We start from the raw sequence: 16,830 nt of genomic DNA on the forward strand, positions 1-16,830 counted from the left end.
TGCGGTTGGGGCAGTTTCGACTCTGACCCCTTTTGGGAAGGAGTGAAACGAATGGCACAATTGAAGAAAATCGGAATGGCCGCAGGCACGTTCAGCGTGGCGCTGGGCATCGGTTTCGTCATGCAAAACGGCGACGCCTTGGCAAGCCGCTTTGGTTCCGAAGACGTTGCAGGACCCGCACCCTTTGCAGCAACGCCGGATACACCCGTGCAGCTGGTGCAAGCAAACCTGTCGGCCGACGCCACCGCGATAGACGCAGAGGCCGTCGTCGCAGAGGCCGATATCGCATTGCCCATGGCCGAGACAGATGAGTTGCAAGTCGCGGCAAGCGACGTATCTCCGACAGCGCCTTCGCTTGAACAACCTGAGCCTATCGCGGAGGCCGCTGTTGCCCTTCCAGACGATGCGCGTCTGCCGGATACGCAGCAAGCACCTGTTCAGTTGGCCAGCATCGACGCAGAGGTGATGCCGCAGATCGACGAAGCACCAACACGCGAAACCGTCACGGTCGATGTGGATTGTGTCCCGACCATGATGGCAGCACCCGCCGCGGCGGCGATGGTGGATGTCGCCTTGGTGGCCCCGTGCCACACGGACACAGCATTCACGGTGCACCATCAGGGCATGATGTTTACAGCCATGACGGACGAAGGCGGGACATCGAAATTGACTGTTCCCGCATTGGCGCAAACCGCAGTCATCATCGTGGCCTTCGCGAATGGCGATGGCGCTGTTGCTATGGCTGATGTGCCGGAATTTGCCATGTACGACCGTGCGGTCTTACAGTGGCAAGGCAGCGCTGACGTTATGTTGAGCGCCTACGAAAACGGTGCGAACTACGGCGATCCATCCCACATTCACGCCGCAAATCCCGGTGATATGGCGCGTTTGGAAACATCCGAAGGTGGATATTTGATGCGGTTCGGAGACGTCGCAACAGACGATCCTTTGATGGCCGAGGTCTACACCTATCCATCGGGTACATCGACAACGACTGACGTCATGCTTGTTGCAGAGGCCGCCATCACGGCAGAAAACTGCGGCAACGAACTCGCCGCACAAAGCATCCAGGTTGCCCCAACGGGTGAGGCCTCTGCGCTTGATCTTACGATGATGATGCCAGAGTGCGATGCAGTTGGTGATTTTCTGATCTTGCAAAACATGTTTGAGGACCTGACACTCGCCTCAAGATGATTTGGGCGAACGTTAAACGATTTTCAAAACGGTTCAGGTGTGCGGCGGTCTTCGCCGCACACTTCGTTTGTGCGGGTACAGCCTTTGCGCAAGATGTCACGTTTCGCAGTTCCGATGACGCTGTGGTCGTTGAAGGACGTTTTGTTGATTTCGATGGGATCGTCGCGACGGTCCTGTCTGGGTCCGGTCTTGTGTCGTTTCGTGCCACTGGGATGGTCTGCGAAGGGATAGATTGCCCTGATCTAGAGAACTACGTACCGCGGATCCGTATGATTGGTGGGGCTCGCATGGCAGATGTCCTGATCCCATCGCTGATTGACGCCTATGCGCGGGATCAAGGATGGCAAGTGCGCGAGGATGCTGAAGGGTTTTCATTGTCACGCAGTACGGGCGCTGTCCAATTGGATATCAACTTGTCGGTTGCAGACACCAATGTGGCTTTCGATACCTTCGCCGCGCACGAAGCAGATGTTTTATTGTCGGTGAGGGAGCTCAATTCACGCGAAGTGTCTACCGCAGAGGCCGCAGGTCTCGGGCGGCTCGACCGCGCCCCGCAGGCGCGAATTTTGGCGCTGGACGCATTGGTACCTGTGGTAGGTGCTGCGTCTGACCTAACGACTATTGATATGGCAACGCTGACAAAGGCGTTTTCTGGGGCGTCGGACACCTTTAATGTGATCACAGCGCAGACATTGAAAGGTCAATTAGAAGGGTTTGAAGACCGCTTCATGTCGCCTTTCGGTTTGGCGGTCGCCGCAGAAACATTCACCGTTTCCGATCTTCAACCTTTGCTGGGAGAGCTTTCCATCTCTTCCGATCACCTTGCTTTGGTGCCATATGGGCAAACAGGCACGGCGCAACCTTTGGCCCTGAACGGCCCGTGCGGATTGCAGTCACGGCCTGCGTTTTTGTCGCTGAAGACAGAAGACTACCCACTTACGTTTCCGATGTTTCTTTACCTGCCGCAGCGCAGTCGGCATCCGCAGGTCGATCGGTTTTTGGATTGGATGCGATCACCGTCCGCGCAGCTTGTTATTCGCAGGGCAGGGTTTGTTGATCTGGCGGCTGTTCCTATCCCCCTTGCTGATCAAGGGGATCGATTGGCGGCAGCAATTTCTGCTGCTGGAGAGGAAGTTCCTTTGGGTGAATTGCAGCGCATGATCCGAGTCTTGTCGCCCCAAGTACGGATGTCGACGACGTTCCGGTTTGAGCCCGGATCGACCCGTCTTGATGGTCAGTCGCGGTCCAATGTCATGCAGTTGGCCCAAGCGGTACGGGATGGGCGCTTCGGTGCGAAACGGCTGATGTTCGTTGGCTTTAGCGATGGTCGTGGACCGGCTGAGGCCAATCGTGATCTTTCAGCAGCCCGCGCGGAAGCGGTGCGGCGCGCGGTTGCGTCCGCTTTGGGCGGAAATGTTCCAACAAACGTGATGCTCGACGTGGAAGCCTTCGGGGAGGCATTGCCCATGGCCTGTGATGACACGATTTGGGGCCAGCAAACGAACCGGCGGGTCGAACTGTGGGTGAGTGAGGCCGACTAGATAATTCCTTGAGATCGAAAGCTGAGTTCGCGCGACCGGCCGATCACCAGATGATCATGCAGCGTAATGCCCAGGGCGTTTGCTGCGACTTCGATCTGGTGTGTCATGTCGATGTCTTCTTGTGATGGCGTTGGATCACCGGATGGGTGATTGTGGACAAGGATCATCGCAGAAGCATTGAGCTCCAACGCGCGTTTGACGACTTCACGTGGGTAGACCGGCACGTGATCAACCGTGCCTTCGCCCTGTTGTTCATCCGCGATAAGCACATTCTTTCGGTCAAGAAAAAGGATGCGGAATTGTTCTGTGTCGCGGTGGGCCATAACGGTATGGCAATAGTCCAGCACGGCGTCCCATGAACTGATGACATGGCGCTGCATGACCCGCGCGCGCGCCATCCGGTGTGTCATTGTTTCCATAACTTTCAGTTCAAGCGCCACTGCGGGACCGACGCCTTCAACCCGTTCAAGCCGACCAACGGGCGCAGACAGAACGCCGTTGATATCCCCAAAGGTGTCGATCAAGCGGCGTGCCAAGGGTTTGACGTCTTGACGGGGGATGCAGCGAAACAACGTCAATTCAAGGATTTCATAATCCGGCATTGCAGGGGCGCCACCCGTCAGAAAGCGGTGCCGCAGACGTTTACGATGATCTGCAAGATAGGACGGTACTTTGGGCTTTTTGCCAGCGATCGTCGCGGGGGCTTTGTCCAGCGTCGCAGACTTCGGCGGATCGAACGGTTCGATGAGTTGAACTTCGTCATCATCGAAAAGTGCGGCCTGAGGGCCTTCAGCAAAAAAGGGCGCATGTTTCATGCGCCCCTTTGTCAGCTGATTCCGTTTCTGAATGGTTAATCAGCCTTTCATCGATTCCCAAAACGACTTTACCGATTTGAAAAAAGTGGAACTTTGGGGATTGTTTTCGACCGATAGCTCCTCAAACTCGCGCAGCAGTTCCTTTTGCCGCGTCGTCAGGTTAACCGGTGTTTCCACGGCCATTTCGATGAACATATCGCCGGGGCCACCCCCGCGCAGGGCTGGCATACCTTTGGCCCGCAAGCGCATCTGGCGGCCCGACTGAGACCCTGCCGGAATTTTCACCCGTGACCGGCCACCATCGATTGTCGGTACCTCGATGTCGCCACCCATGGCGGCTGTTGTCATAGACACAGGCACACGGCAGAATAGGTGGTTGCCTTCACGTTCGAACAGTTCGTGGTCGCGAACTTCGATGAAGATATAAAGATCACCCGTTGGTCCACCGCGCATACCGGCTTCACCCTCACCGGCCAGTCGAATGCGAGTGCCGGTTTCGACACCAGCGGGGATGTTTACGGACAGAGATTTTTCTTTCTCGACGCGGCCCGCACCATGGCAGGTATGACAAGGATCCTTGATGGTCTGGCCCATGCCATTGCAGGTCGGACAGGTACGTTCGACGGTGAAGAACCCCTGTTGCGCGCGGACCTTGCCCATGCCCGAACAGGTCGGACAGGTCTGTGGTTCAGACCCGCCTTCGGCACCCGTGCCATTGCACGACCCGCAACCAACGGAGGTTGGCACGGTGATGGTTTTGGCAAGACCGGCATAGGCGTCTTCCAATGTGACGCGCAGATTGTAGCGCAGGTCGTTGCCGCGCTGGGCGCGGTTTTGGCCACCGGCGCGTCCACCGCCCATATTGCCGAACAGATCGTCGAAAATGTCCGAGAAGGCCGATCCGAAATCGCCTTGGCCGCCCATACCACCGGGGCCACGGCCGCCGCCGCCCATGCCACCTTCGAAGGCTGAATGACCGTAGCGGTCATAAGCGGCTTTCTTGTCGCCGTCTTTCAGAACGTCGTAGGCCTCACCCACTTCTTTGAACTGGGCTTCGGCGTTTGGGTTGTCGGAATTGCGGTCAGGGTGAAGTTCTTTGACCTTGGTGCGGTAGGCCTTCTTGATCTCATCAGCCGATGCGCCCTTGGACAGCCCCAAGACCTCATAATAATCGCGTTTTGACATGATCGTGTCCCCTTACCTGGGATGCACAAGACCGGCCCGGTTGCCCGAGCCGGTCTCGTTAAATCGCAGCCTTTAGGCCCGCTTGTCGTCGTCGAGGTCTTCGAAATCGGCGTCGACGATGTCGTCGGCAGCCCCTTCGTCGGCACCCGGCATGTCAGGTTCGGCCTCACCGGCTTCTTCCTGCGCGGACTTGTAGATCGCTTCACCCAGTTTCATGGCGGATTCCGTCACGTTCTGGATGCCCGACTTGATCTTGCCAGCGTCGTCGCCTTCAAGATCGTCTTTCAGGGCAGCAATCGCCAATTCGATCGCCTCGATTGTGGTTGGGTCGACTTTGTCGGAATGCTCTTCCATGGACTTTTCAGTCGAATGGATAAGGCTCTCCGCTTGGTTCTTCGCCTCGACCAGTTCCTTACGGTCCTTGTCGGCCTCGGCGTTCTCCTCAGCGTCGCGCACCATGGCTTCGATGTCCTCATCGGACAAACCACCGGAGGCTTGGATCGTGATCTTCTGTTCCTTGCCGGTGCCCTTGTCAGACGCGCCCACGGACACGATGCCGTTGGCGTCGATGTCGAAGGTCACTTCGATCTGGGGCATGCCGCGTGGGGCCGGTGGGATCTCTTCGAGGTTGAATTGACCGAGCATTTTGTTGTCGGCCGCCATCTCACGTTCACCTTGGAACACGCGGATCGTCACGGCGTTCTGGTTGTCTTCCGCGGTGGAGAAGATCTGCGACTTTTTGGTCGGGATCGTCGTGTTGCGGTCGATCAGACGGGTGAAGACACCGCCCAAGGTTTCGATACCCAAGGACAATGGCGTCACGTCCAGCAGAACCACGTCTTTGACGTCACCTTGCAGAACACCGGCCTGAATGGCGGCACCCATGGCGACGACTTCGTCAGGGTTCACACCCTTGTGCGGCTCTTTGCCGAAGAACTTGGAAACCTCTTCGATGACTTTGGGCATACGGGTCATACCACCCACAAGCACGACTTCGTCGATGTCGTCGGTTTTCAAACCGGCGTCTTTCAACGCAGCCGCGCATGGCTTCATGGATGCCTTGATCAGATCGCCCACAAGGCTTTCCAGCTTAGCACGTGTCAATTTCACGACCATGTGCAGTGGCGACCCGTCGGGCCCCATGGAGATAAACGGTTGGTTGATTTCCGTGGAAGATGCGGAGGACAGTTCAATCTTGGCTTTCTCAGCAGCTTCTTTCAGACGCTGCAGGGCCATCTTGTCCTTCGTCAGATCGACGCCGTTCTCTTTTTTGAACTCATCCGCGAGGTAGTTCACGATGCGCATGTCGAAGTCTTCGCCGCCAAGGAACGTGTCGCCGTTGGTGGATTTCACTTCGAACAGACCATCGTCGATCTCAAGGATGGTGACGTCGAATGTACCGCCGCCAAGGTCATAGACGGCGATTGTCTGGGTCTCTTTCTTGTCCAGACCATAGGCCAGTGCGGCAGCTGTCGGCTCGTTGATGATCCGCAGAACCTCAAGACCGGCAATCTTGCCGGCGTCTTTGGTGGCCTGACGCTGGGCGTCGTTGAAGTAGGCAGGAACCGTGATGACAGCCTGAGTGACTTCTTCACCAAGATAGCTTTCAGCGGTTTCTTTCATCTTTTGCAGAATGACGGCGGAGACCTGAGCAGGGGAGTATTTCTCACCCTTGGCTTCCACCCATGCATCCCCGTTGCCGCCGTTGATGACAGCAAACGGCATGTTCTTTTTGTCTTTCGCGAGGTCCGCATCGTCAAACCGACGACCGATCAGACGTTTGACGCCAAAGACGGTGTTTTCTGGGTTCGTGACAGCCTGACGTTTTGCAGGCTGACCCACAAGACGTTCATCGTCGGTGAAGGCCACGATGGAGGGCGTTGTCCGCGCGCCTTCAGCGTTTTCGATAACGCGAGGCTGTGAGCCGTCCATGATTGCGACGCAGGAGTTCGTTGTCCCGAGGTCGATGCCAATGACTTTTGCCATGTTCAAATCCCTTTCCTAGGCGATGTGAGGCGGCACGGACCCGTTCCGGCACCCGTGCCTGATGGTTGATTGGTTCGAATGGGTACGCCCATTCGGATCGAAGGGTATATAGGTGTGCAAATAAGGGCCTGCAACCGGTGGAGTGCTGCAGAAATGCGCAAAAATGATGAAGAAGCGGTTACGCCTCAACCAACTGTCGTTTTAAGGGGCGTTCAGGTCTTTCAAGGGTGGCTCGATCGTGCGGATCAATTGGCCATGTTGGCGCAGATTCGGGATGTCGTGCAGGTCGCTCCACTGGTTCAACCTGTCACGCCATCGGGGCGTAAGATGTCTGTCCAAATGACCAGCGCGGGGAAGCTTGGTTGGATCACAGATCGGGGAGGGTACCGGTACGAGACGACCCACCCAAACGGGACGACTTGGCCGGAAATTCCCTCGACAGTTCGTGCGGTTTGGGACGCTGTGTCTGGGTCCAGCCGAGGACCGGACAGCTGTTTGATCAACCTCTACCGTGAGGCCGCAAAGATGGGGTTGCACCAAGACCGGAATGAGGCTGATTTTTCTTATCCGGTTGTTTCCATCTCATTGGGGGATGATGGATTGTTCCGCATCGGGAATATGACACGCGGCGGAACGACAGAGAAGATCTGGCTGAAATCCGGGGATGTGGTCGTCATGGGCGGCGATGCTAGGCTGATCTTTCATGGAATCGACAAGACGAGACTGGGGTCATCCACTTTGCTGTCGGGCGGCGGGCGTTTGAACTTGACGATGAGGGTGGTCACCTAAAGCGGATCAGTTCGGCTGAAACGTGCAGCATCCGGTTTCGACATAATTGCCGTCCGGTGTTTGGCTGAACAAAAGAGCGGACATGTTGAAGGATCGGTCGCTCATCCCGTCTGAGCAATACCCCGCTTTGACGGTGAGTGTTTTTGTTACCGTTGGCGACCCTTGCATTTCGATCAGGTATCCGTTGGGCGCTGTTGTTTCGCGAACGACAGTCAGATCCTGCCGGTCCCCGAGGGCGAGGTCATTGTATTCGGCACCACGTGGATAAAGACCGATGTCCCAGAACGGCTCTGTTCCGCTGCAAATCAATGGGCGCGGAACCTCATTTTCGGGTAGAGGATGGGGTGTCAGATATTGAAGTGCGACCCATCCGTTGACCTCTCCTGCGGGGACCATGGCCCATCCGTCTTGAGTGTCGATGACTTCCACGTTCAAAGTATAGGGGCCGAGTTCACCGATGACGTCGAAAGACACGCCCGGCCCGCTTCGGATGTTGAGCACGTCATTCGCATCGACACCCGTGACCGAATAGCGGTCAGGCAGCAGTTGGGCCTGCGGGGCAGATGCAACTAAAATTAAGGCGGCGGCAAGTCGGATCACCGTGCGGCGTTCCAGCTGTTGGACACTTTGCGGCGCGTATAGAATTCAAGCATCAACCCGATTGTCAGGATAACGATTCCAACCTTTAGGGGGTAAGACACTGAACTGAAGTGTGGATTGTAGTTGATAAATGCAAAGCCGCGCGATTGATCGATGGCATGGAACAACGGGTTCCAGTCGAACATAGCCAGCATCGTGCTGGGCAGGGTGTTGGCGACAAACATTTTGCCGGACGCGATCATGTTGGCCCGCATATAGATCATGGATGCGACTTGAATGAAATCGGGGGCCCATGGCTTCAGAGACAGGAAAACGACCCCTACCGCACAGCCGGTAAACCAAGCCACCAGAAGCATCGAAAAGGCGCCAACGGGCTGGTAGATCGTGATCGGCTCAAACATCGCGTGGTACAGGTACAACACAGTCGACAGCGACAGGACCTGAATATACAGGCTCGACAGGGCGGCAGAGGCGATCCCGATGATGGTGTTCATTGGTGCATGTAGCATCATGGCAGACGTCGGCCCTTCAGCGCCCATGACCGAACTCAATGCTTTGATGTGAGTGATATACATAAAGATGCCGGTCATGATGTAGAGAAGAAAATCCCCACGGATCGCCACCTTGCGCACGCCCAAAAGGCTGAACATGAAGTAAAAGGCCGCAACCAAGATCATCGTTTGCAGCATGTTCAGGATCAGCCCGACCAAGGCATTGCGGTGGCCGCTGCGGATATTTCGGACGATCGAATGGTAAATCAGCTCAAGAATATTGAGCGCGGATCTGGACCGTGTCGTCGGACGACGTGCTTCAAACATAAGTGCCTGCCATTTGCTGTGCCGTATGTCGGCGTTGTGCCTTGTGGCACGAATTTCTTGCCGAACCTTTAGCATCGCAGCATAAGGGGGCAATTCACACGGATCAATGAAAACAGCCGTGATCACTAATTTGCAGAGGGCAGTATGGATTTTGAGACGCTGACAAACGTGATGCGTAAGCTGGCACTTGAGGCTGGCGACATCATCATGGACATCTACAACGCCGACGATTTTGAGGTGAAATCCAAGAGCGATGACAGTCCGGTGACGGCGGCCGATGAAGCAGCGGACGCGCATATTTCAGCCGGACTTCGCGCGGCTTTTCCTGATGTGACGTTGATCACCGAAGAACAAGCGGACAGTCATGCCCTGTCTGCCACCACATTTTTGATTGTCGATCCTCTGGATGGAACCAAGGAATTCATTCACCGTCGTGGCGATTTCACAGTGAACATCGCTTACGTCAAAGACGGATCGCCCGTGCGGGGGGTGGTTTATGCGCCTGCCAAGGGCCGGCTGTTTTACACCACGGCGGACGGCACATCGGTCGAAGAGGTGGGCGCGTTGGAAAAAGAGACCATCGGCACGACGGTTCCGATTTCCGTCAGCACCCCTGACAATACAGCCCTGATGGTTGTGGCCTCAAAGTCCCACCGTGATCAGGCAACAGACGACTACATCAATAAATACGCGGTCAACGACATGAAAAGCGCCGGGTCTTCGCTGAAGTTCTGTCTGATCGCCACGGGTGAGGCTGATCTTTATCCACGGGTTGGCCGAACAATGGAGTGGGACACGGCGGCAGGCCATGCCGTTTTGACCGGAGCGGGTGGTCATGTGGTGCGATTTGATGATCACACGACGCTAATCTATGGCAAGTCCGACTTCGCCAATCCGTTCTTCATCGCCTATGCGCCGGGAATCGATCTTAAGCTGCCTTGAATATATGCAAGTCGCATTGGGGGCGGGTCGAGTGTTGGTCTGATGTGATACGAGGCCGTCTTTGGTTCAGTATTTGAGCAACAGAGCTGGAAAACCGATTCCATCATATCTTAAGATTTTGATCGATATGATACGAATGAAACCAGTCCGGGTATACATCAGGGCGAACACCATACTCCGTGGAGCATATTTCTGTTAAGCGGTGCGAGTACTATTCCGAATGTTGGAGCGAAGAATTTATTATGAGCAAGAGCGTCACTAAAGCGATTTTCCCCGTCGCAGGGCTGGGAACGCGGTTTCTGCCAGCCACGAAATCGGTTCCGAAGGAAATCATGACCCTCGTCGATCGCCCATTGATCCAATATGCGATTGATGAGGCGCGAGCCGCGGGAATTAAAGAATTTATTTTTGTAACATCTAGCGGGAAATCCGCGCTTGAAGACTATTTTGACATGGCACCCCACCTTGAGGCGGAGCTGCGGAAGAAAGACAAAACGGAGCTTCTGGCCGAGTTGAAGTCGACGAACATGGACAGTGGCGCGATTGCCTACATCCGCCAACAGCGCGCTTTGGGTTTGGGCCATGCGGTCTGGTGCGCTCGCCGTCTGGTGCACAACGAATCCTTTGCGGTGATCCTGCCAGATGACGTGATCGCGGCCGAAAAGCCGTGCCTGCAGCAGATGGTCGAAGCACACAATGAAACCGGTGGCTGTATGGTCGCCGCGATGGAGGTGCCTGCTGAAAAGGCGTCATCCTACGGTATGATTGATGTCAAAGATGACATGGGGTCCGTTGTGTCCGTCAATGGCTTGGTCGAAAAACCAAAAGCGGAAGATGCGCCTTCAAATCTGGCGGTGATCGGACGTTATATCCTTACCCCGCAGATCATGCGCAACCTCAACAAGATCAAGTCGGGATCTGGCGGTGAAATTCAGCTGACGGACGCGATTGATGCCGAATTGCGCGAAGGTCGAGATGTCTTTGGATACCGATTCCGAGGGCAGCGGTTCGATTGTGGATCAAAAGCCGGGTTCTTGCAGGCGACGGTGGCCTTCGGTCTGGCCCGCGAAGACCTTCGGGACGAATTTGACGGCTACCTGCGCAACTTGATCTCCATGCAGCAAGCCGCGCAATAACGGCAACAGCGCCGGTGTTTCCCGTCCGATCCCCGTCAGGCCATCCCCAATCGGGCGCTTGGTTTGCCTATCGGATGCGGTGGAAACGCCGGCGTTTGCTGTATCGGTCTTGGAAACGCCGCAACGAAATCAATCTGATCTCCGGTGGGCAGATACCGTCTGATGGCGTTCTTGTCTTTTCTACCATGCGCAATGAAATGCTCCGCCTGCCGCACTGGCTGGACCATTACCGCGCGCTGGGCGTTACGCACTTTCTTGTGGTCGACAATGGCTCAGACGACGGAACAACCGACTATTTGACCGCGCAACCTGATGTGTCGGTTTGGACCACGGACCACAGTTATAAGGCGTCCCGGTTTGGGGTTGATTGGCTGACCTGCCTTCAACGTGAACATGGCCATGGACGTTGGTGTTTGACGGTCGATGCGGATGAATTGCTGGTCTATCCTGACGATAAAAGGCGTGATTTGAACGCTTTGACGGCACATCTGGACAACGATGGACGCCGGGCCTTTGGCTGCTTGATGTTGGACCTTTACCCAAAAGGTCCTGTTGGGAAAGCGTCCTATGAAGCCGGTGACGATCCCCTTTCCATTCTAAGGTGGTTTGACGCCGACAATTATCGTGCGCAGCTGCATCGGGTTTTCGGGAATCTATGGATCCAAGGCGGTGTGCGGGATCGTTTGTTCTTTGGCAGCCAGCCTGAACGCGCGCCGACGCTGAACAAGACCCCTTTGGTCAAATGGAACAGCGGTTTTGCCTATGTTACGTCGACCCATCAAATTTTGCCTCGTCGGTTGAACGATGTCTTTGACACGGGGCAAGGGGATCGGGTGTCAGGGGTGTTGTTGCACACTAAATTCCTCCCCAACATTGGCGCCAAATCTCAAGAAGAGCTGTCTCGCGGTCAGCATTTTGAAAACAGCGACTTGTACAAACCGTACTACGCTGCGCTGATCGATGACCCTGATTTGTGGTGCGATGCCTCAGTGACCTACACTGGCCCGGATCAGTTGGTTAACCTTGGGTTGATGTCTCGCGGCAACTGGTGATCCATTCGTGTCATTGGCAACGGTTGCCTATTCTCCCTCGTTGTTTATTGAATGGAGACAAAGGGAGGCTTTTGTGTCTGTTTTCAATATAGTGTTAACGACGATGCACTAACGAAGACCCACGGGCACATGGGCAGAACGGAAGGACCGACTTGGGCGCCTTGACTTCATATCGACTTCGCCTTCAGCGAAAGCGCTGGCACATTCGTGCCCGGCGCAAGTCGCGTGAGCTGAATTCGGTCATTGACCGGACGGAGAAGATCAAAAAGGGCGATATTCTGCTGTTTTCGACATTTCGCAACGAAGACATCCGGCTGCCTTTCTTCCTCAAATACTACCGCGATTTGGGCGTCGATCATTTCATCATGGTCGACAACGAAAGCGATGATGACGGGGCCGATTATGTTGCCCAACAGCCTGATGTGTCCTTGTGGCGGGCGAAGGGCAGTTATCGGCGGTCACGGTTTGGGGTCGATTGGCTCAACCATCTGCAACGCAAATACGCCCATGGACACTGGACCCTTGTCGTCGACCCCGATGAATTCTTTGTCTACCCGTTTTGCGATACACGACCCATTCGCGCCCTAACCGATTGGCTTGATGCGTCTGATATCCGCAGTTTTGGCGCGATGCTTTTGGATATGTACCCCAAGGGGCGGCTTGATGCCGTGCCCTATCGGCGCGGACAAAACCCGATGGAAATCGCCACATGGTTTGACAGTGGCAACTACACTATTTCCAAGAACCATCTGTACTACAATCTGTGGATCCAAGGGGGCCCAAGGGCGCGGATGTTTTTCCGGGATGAACCATGGCGCGCACCTGCGTTGAACAAAACCCCCCTGATCAAGTGGGATCGTAAATATGCTTATGTCAGTTCCACCCATATGGTTTTGCCAAGGGGTCTGAACCTTGTGTATGACGAGTGGGGCGGTGAAAAAGCATCGGGTATTCTGCTCCATGCCAAGTTCCTTGATACCTTTGGCAAAAAGGCGGCAGAGGAGCTGACCCGCAACCAGCACTATGCAAATTCTCACGAATACAAAGCCTACGCCGATGGCATCGCCCAACACCCCGATCTGTGGTGCAAATGGTCCGAAAAGTACATCAACTGGCGCCAGCTTGAGATTTTGGGCCTCATGTCGAAAGGCAACTGGGCATGAGCGTCGGGGTCGTCATGCTGGTTCATACAGCGCTGGATCGCGCCGAACAGGTGGTCCGTCACTGGTCTGATGCGGGCTGCCCTGTGGTCATCCATGTCGACAAAAACGTAAGCCGCGCGACCTATGATGCTTTTGTCGAAACCTTGGCAGACGTTCCCGATGTCATCTTTTCAAAACGCCATCGTTGTGAATGGGGCACGTGGGGTATTGTTGCAGCATCGCAATCGGCCTCTGCTTTGATGTTAAAGTCCTTTCCCGATGTGCGTCACGTCTATCTCGCATCGGGGTCATGTTTGCCGCTGCGCCCGATTAAAGACCTGCAGGCGTATCTTGAAGAACGCCCTCGCACGGATTTCATCGAAAGTGCGACAACTGCGGATGTGCCATGGACCCAAGGTGGGCTTGATTTCGAACGGTTCACCCTGCGCTTTCCCTTTTCGTGGCGCAAGCAGAGGTTCTTGTTTGACCGCTACGTCGAATTTCAGCGCCGGTTGAAGATTTACCGCCGTGTTCCAGATGGAATTGTGCCGCACATGGGGTCGCAGTGGTGGTGCCTGACACGCCAAACCCTGTCTGCGATCTTGGAAGATCCTGAAAGAACGGTTTATGATCGTTACTTCAAACGGGTCTGGATTCCTGACGAAAGCTATTTCCAGACGCTGGTCCGGCTGTATTCACAAAACATCGAAAGCCGGTCTTTGACGCTGTCGAAATTCGACTACCAAGGCAAACCGCACATCTTTTATGACGATCATCTGCAACTGTTGCGGCGATCCGATTGCTTTGTGGCCCGTAAAATCTGGCCCCATGCGGACAGATTGTACGATCACTTCCTGAATGAGGAAAATCCGCTTAAGGGGGCTGAACCCAACCCGGGTAAGATAGACCGTATTTTCTCAAAAGCAGTGGAACGGCGGACGCGCGGGCGCGCTGGCCTGTTCATGCAAAGCCGCCTGCCAAGGCCGGGACATGAGAACGGATTTACCTCTGCGCCCTACTCGGTGTTCGAAGGATTTTCTGAGCTTTTTGAAGATTTTGAACCATGGCTTGCGCGGATGACCGGGACGCGCGTTCATGGACATCTTTACGCCAAAGACCGCGTTCATTTTGAGGCGGAACAGGAGACGTTTAGCGGCGCATTGTGTGACAACGCCAAACTGCGTGACCACCACGCACAATTGTTCCTGATCAATCTGGTCTGGAACACCCGTGGTGAACGGCAGTGTTTTCAGTTCGGCCCGACGGACACGCAATTCGCCAGCTGGGATTTAGCAAAGGACCCGAACGCGTAAATCAGTGTGATTTCCGGCGCGTGGGCCATTCCGCTATTTCAAAGCAACCGGAACTTTTCGGACATTCGGGCGGAGGCGGCTGAACTTCAACGTATCGAAAGTGAACACCTCGGGGCGTTGCGATCGCCCCAGACCAAGGCGCGGGTGCGTATTTGGACGTTGGCGGACTTCATTGAAACCCCGATGGAAGCACTACAAACTGTGCTGGATGAAATGGGGGCCAAGAACCTGCGCCGCGTGACCGAGGCACCGAAGATGGCTGACCTGACCGGCTTTGGCCAGTTTCTGCAGAACCTGAAGAACCAAGGGATGCATCCGTATCTCATGGGCGATTTTCCAGCAGACAACGCCCCTGTTATTGACCGAACGACCCGACGACGTCCTTATCTGGTGCGATAGACCATGGCGGATTTCGATAGTTTTGTGGTGTTTGCGGAAATGCGGACGGGGTCCAATTTTCTTGAGGCTAATTTGAATGCCCTCGAAGGTGTGACCTGCCACGGGGAGGCGTTTAACCCCCATTTCATCAGCTACCCCAGTCGAAAAACCACATTGGGTCTGTCCGCAGACCAACGTGATGCCGACCCACAAGCGCTGTTGGATGCTGTGTCTGCGGCTGATGGATTGAACGGGTTCCGGTTCTTCAGTGATCATGACATGCGCGTCTTCGATCCGATCCTGAAAGACCGTCGGTGCGCCAAGATTGTACTGACCAGAAATCCCGCAGAAAGCTATGTGAGTTATAAGATCGCTAAGGCCACGAAGCAGTGGAAGTTGAACGATGTGAAACGTCTACGCAGTGAGACGATCACCTTCGATGCCGATGAATTCGACGCCCACATAGCGCGACTGCAGGCGTTCCAAATCAAATTGCTGAACGCCCTTCAGACATCCGGTCAGACGGCGTTTTATGTGGACTATGAAGATCTTCAGAACGTCGATGTCATGAACGGTATCGCGCGATTTTTGGGAATCCCGTCCCGTCTGAAGGCGTTGGATGATACGTTGAAAAAGCAAAACCCAGGGTCCCTGGCCGACAAGGTTGAGAACTTTGATGATATGGCTGCGGCTTTGGCGCGGGCGGATCGGTTCAATCTGACACGCACGCCGAATTTCGAACCACGTCGCGGGCCGTCCGTGCCCAGCTATTTGGCGGCCCCGTCGTCGCCGCTTTTGTATTTGCCAATCAAGTCCGGCCCGACCCAAGCGGTTGAGGCGTGGCTGGCTGGCCTCGATGATGCGGATGTGGATGCCTTGGTGGGCAAATTCACGCAGAAATCCCTGCGCACGTGGAAACGCGATAGGCCGGGACACCGCACGTTCACGGTTTTGCGTCACCCGGTGGCGCGGGCGCATTCTGCATTCTGCTCCAAGATATTGATGGGCGGCGAGGGCAGTTTCTCTGAAATTCGCAGTGTTCTGCGCAAGCAATTCAAACTTCCCATTCCTGCGCGTTATCCAGATGCGAAATATGGCACGCGTGAACACCGAGAGACGTTCTTGGGCTTTTTGAAGTTTGTCAAAGCGAACCTGTCAGCCCAGACAAATATTCGCGTAGATGCACACTGGGCCAGCCAAGCGCAGGTGCTTGAAGGGTATGCTGAATTCGGCACGCCTGATTTCGTTCTGCGTGAAGAGAACCTTGAAGAAAGCCTTGCGATTGTCGCGGCCCAGATCGGCAAGACGACGATGCCTCAGGTTTCCGAAGACACCGACGTCTATGCGGGCCTATTGCGCGACATTTACACCGCAGAGGTCGAAGACGCCGCGCGCGACGTGTATCAGCGCGATTATGTGGCGTTTGGTTTTGGGGATTATGACGCTTAGGCCGCTTGGGCCGCGCTCATCTCAGTCAGGATCGTGTAGATCGTGGATGGGTCTTCATTGGCGCGCAGCTTGGTGCAGATGTTTTCGTCCCGCAACGTCCGTGACACCAGCGCCAACGCCTTAAGGTGTTCAACACCCGCATCCTGCGGGGCAAACAGCGCAAAGGCGAGGTCAATCGGCTGACGATCCACAGCATCGAAATCGATAGATTTTTTTAGACGCAGGAACAGACCGCAGACTTTGGTCAAACCAGGCAGTCGGGCATGGGGCAAAGCAACGCCATGCCCCACACCTGTTGGTCCGAGGCTTTCACGATCCATCAGGGCATCCACAACGGTCGTATGGTCCAGCCCGAAGCAGGTTTCTGCCATATCGCCAAGATCATGAAACAGCCGCTTTTTGCTGGTGGCTGATGCAATCACCTTAATACCCGTTGCCGGAAGGATATCCTGAATGGTCATGTCATTCCCCGAACGAACCATGGTTCGTT

At 55.3% G+C, this 16,830-nt stretch carries 14 protein-coding genes and 1 pseudogene; 9 read left to right on the top strand and 6 right to left on the bottom strand.

Translation table 11 applies throughout. The annotated features are described in order from the left end of the window. Positions 1–51: 51 nt before the first annotated feature. Together ACTG36_RS01690 and ACTG36_RS01695 are read left to right on the top strand one after the other, a co-directional pair. Positions 52–1,194 carry a hypothetical protein gene (locus tag ACTG36_RS01690; RefSeq protein ID WP_375279608.1) on the top strand — a complete coding sequence of 381 codons (1,143 nt, stop codon included), beginning with the start codon at positions 52–54 and terminating at the stop codon, positions 1,192–1,194. Between the two features lie 287 nt (positions 1,195–1,481). Continuing rightward, the gene (locus ACTG36_RS01695) at positions 1,482–2,735 is read left to right on the top strand and encodes an OmpA family protein (RefSeq protein WP_375279609.1); all 1,254 of its coding nucleotides are present in this window, start codon (positions 1,482–1,484) and stop codon (positions 2,733–2,735) included. On the opposite strand, the gene radC is transcribed toward ACTG36_RS01695, so the two are convergent. The 3 genes from radC to dnaK all read right to left on the bottom strand — a co-directional run bounded on the left by radC (position 2,732) and on the right by dnaK (position 6,721). Next, positions 2,732–3,550, bottom strand: a complete 819-nt coding sequence (radC, locus tag ACTG36_RS01700) for a RadC family protein (RefSeq protein ID WP_375279610.1) — start codon at positions 3,548–3,550, stop codon at positions 2,732–2,734. The two genes, ACTG36_RS01695 and radC, sit on opposite strands and share 4 nt — an antisense overlap. A 39-nt stretch (positions 3,551–3,589) precedes the next feature. Continuing rightward, positions 3,590–4,735 carry a molecular chaperone DnaJ gene (gene dnaJ / locus ACTG36_RS01705; protein ID WP_375279611.1) on the bottom strand — a complete coding sequence of 382 codons (1,146 nt, stop codon included), beginning with the start codon at positions 4,733–4,735 and terminating at the stop codon, positions 3,590–3,592. 72 nt (positions 4,736–4,807) lie between these two features. Beyond that, the gene (gene dnaK / locus ACTG36_RS01710) at positions 4,808–6,721 is read right to left on the bottom strand and encodes a molecular chaperone DnaK (RefSeq protein ID WP_375279612.1); all 1,914 of its coding nucleotides are present in this window, start codon (positions 6,719–6,721) and stop codon (positions 4,808–4,810) included. 153 nt (positions 6,722–6,874) lie between these two features. Between dnaK and ACTG36_RS01715 the strand changes: the two genes are divergently transcribed. Further along, a complete protein-coding gene (locus tag ACTG36_RS01715) occupies positions 6,875–7,510 on the top strand; it encodes an alpha-ketoglutarate-dependent dioxygenase AlkB family protein (protein WP_375279613.1) in 636 nt (211 codons plus the stop codon). Between the two features lie 6 nt (positions 7,511–7,516). Here ACTG36_RS01715 and ACTG36_RS01720 read toward each other — a convergent pair whose 3' ends face one another. Next, on the bottom strand, positions 7,517–8,110 hold the full coding sequence (locus tag ACTG36_RS01720) for an SH3 domain-containing protein (protein ID WP_375279614.1): 594 nt from the start codon (positions 8,108–8,110) through the stop codon (positions 7,517–7,519). Then, the gene (locus ACTG36_RS01725; protein WP_375279615.1) at positions 8,107–8,928 is read right to left on the bottom strand and encodes an ABC transporter permease; all 822 of its coding nucleotides are present in this window, start codon (positions 8,926–8,928) and stop codon (positions 8,107–8,109) included. The genes ACTG36_RS01720 and ACTG36_RS01725 overlap by 4 nt, the downstream gene beginning before the upstream one ends. Before the next feature lie 144 nt (positions 8,929–9,072). On the opposite strand from ACTG36_RS01725, the gene cysQ reads away from it, so the two are divergent. The 6 genes and pseudogenes from cysQ to ACTG36_RS01755 all read left to right on the top strand — a co-directional run bounded on the left by cysQ (position 9,073) and on the right by ACTG36_RS01755 (position 16,340). Continuing rightward, positions 9,073–9,870 carry a 3'(2'),5'-bisphosphate nucleotidase CysQ gene (cysQ, locus tag ACTG36_RS01730; RefSeq protein WP_375279616.1) on the top strand — a complete coding sequence of 266 codons (798 nt, stop codon included), beginning with the start codon at positions 9,073–9,075 and terminating at the stop codon, positions 9,868–9,870. Positions 9,871–10,112: 242 nt separating this feature from the next. Next, complete coding sequence (gene galU, locus ACTG36_RS01735; RefSeq protein WP_375279617.1) at positions 10,113–11,006, top strand: UTP--glucose-1-phosphate uridylyltransferase GalU; 894 nt, start codon at positions 10,113–10,115, stop codon at positions 11,004–11,006. A gap of 74 nt (positions 11,007–11,080) precedes the next feature. Beyond that, positions 11,081–12,058, top strand: a complete 978-nt coding sequence (locus ACTG36_RS01740; protein ID WP_375279618.1) for a glycosyltransferase family 2 protein — start codon at positions 11,081–11,083, stop codon at positions 12,056–12,058. Positions 12,059–12,210: 152 nt separating this feature from the next. After that, entirely contained in the window at positions 12,211–13,221 is a 1,011-nt protein-coding gene (locus tag ACTG36_RS01745) for a glycosyltransferase family 2 protein (protein WP_375279619.1), read from the top strand. Next, a pseudogene (locus tag ACTG36_RS01750) lies at positions 13,218–14,912 on the top strand (DUF5927 domain-containing protein). The gene ACTG36_RS01745 and the pseudogene ACTG36_RS01750 overlap by 4 nt, the downstream one beginning before the upstream one ends. Before the next feature lie 3 nt (positions 14,913–14,915). Then, positions 14,916–16,340 carry a sulfotransferase family 2 domain-containing protein gene (locus ACTG36_RS01755; protein ID WP_375279620.1) on the top strand — a complete coding sequence of 475 codons (1,425 nt, stop codon included), beginning with the start codon at positions 14,916–14,918 and terminating at the stop codon, positions 16,338–16,340. Here the strand turns inward: ACTG36_RS01755 and ACTG36_RS01760 are convergent. Beyond that, entirely contained in the window at positions 16,337–16,801 is a 465-nt protein-coding gene (locus ACTG36_RS01760) for a PTS sugar transporter subunit IIA (RefSeq protein ID WP_375279621.1), read from the bottom strand. The two genes, ACTG36_RS01755 and ACTG36_RS01760, sit on opposite strands and share 4 nt — an antisense overlap. Positions 16,802–16,830: the final 29 nt, after the last annotated feature.

The sequence above is a fragment of the Pseudooctadecabacter sp. genome, from assembly GCF_965657175.1.
In the GTDB taxonomy this organism is placed as follows: domain Bacteria; phylum Pseudomonadota; class Alphaproteobacteria; order Rhodobacterales; family Rhodobacteraceae; genus Octadecabacter.

Excerpts from the sequence above, each read along its gene's own strand:
- dnaJ (WP_375279611.1), bottom strand. The coding sequence starts at position 4,735 with ATGTCAAAACGCGATTATTATGAGGTCTTGGGGCTGTCCAAGGGCGCA.
- ACTG36_RS01690 (WP_375279608.1), top strand. The coding sequence starts at position 52 with ATGGCACAATTGAAGAAAATCGGAATGGCCGCAGGCACGTTCAGCGTG.
- dnaK (WP_375279612.1), bottom strand. The coding sequence starts at position 6,721 with ATGGCAAAAGTCATTGGCATCGACCTCGGGACAACGAACTCCTGCGTC.
- ACTG36_RS01725 (WP_375279615.1), bottom strand. The coding sequence starts at position 8,928 with ATGTTTGAAGCACGTCGTCCGACGACACGGTCCAGATCCGCGCTCAAT.
- ACTG36_RS01755 (WP_375279620.1), top strand. The coding sequence starts at position 14,916 with ATGGCGGATTTCGATAGTTTTGTGGTGTTTGCGGAAATGCGGACGGGG.
- cysQ (WP_375279616.1), top strand. The coding sequence starts at position 9,073 with ATGGATTTTGAGACGCTGACAAACGTGATGCGTAAGCTGGCACTTGAG.
- ACTG36_RS01760 (WP_375279621.1), bottom strand. The coding sequence starts at position 16,801 with ATGACCATTCAGGATATCCTTCCGGCAACGGGTATTAAGGTGATTGCA.
- ACTG36_RS01740 (WP_375279618.1), top strand. The coding sequence starts at position 11,081 with ATGCGGTGGAAACGCCGGCGTTTGCTGTATCGGTCTTGGAAACGCCGC.
- ACTG36_RS01715 (WP_375279613.1), top strand. The coding sequence starts at position 6,875 with ATGCGCAAAAATGATGAAGAAGCGGTTACGCCTCAACCAACTGTCGTT.
- radC (WP_375279610.1), bottom strand. The coding sequence starts at position 3,550 with ATGAAACATGCGCCCTTTTTTGCTGAAGGCCCTCAGGCCGCACTTTTC.
- ACTG36_RS01695 (WP_375279609.1), top strand. The coding sequence starts at position 1,482 with ATGGCAGATGTCCTGATCCCATCGCTGATTGACGCCTATGCGCGGGAT.
- galU (WP_375279617.1), top strand. The coding sequence starts at position 10,113 with ATGAGCAAGAGCGTCACTAAAGCGATTTTCCCCGTCGCAGGGCTGGGA.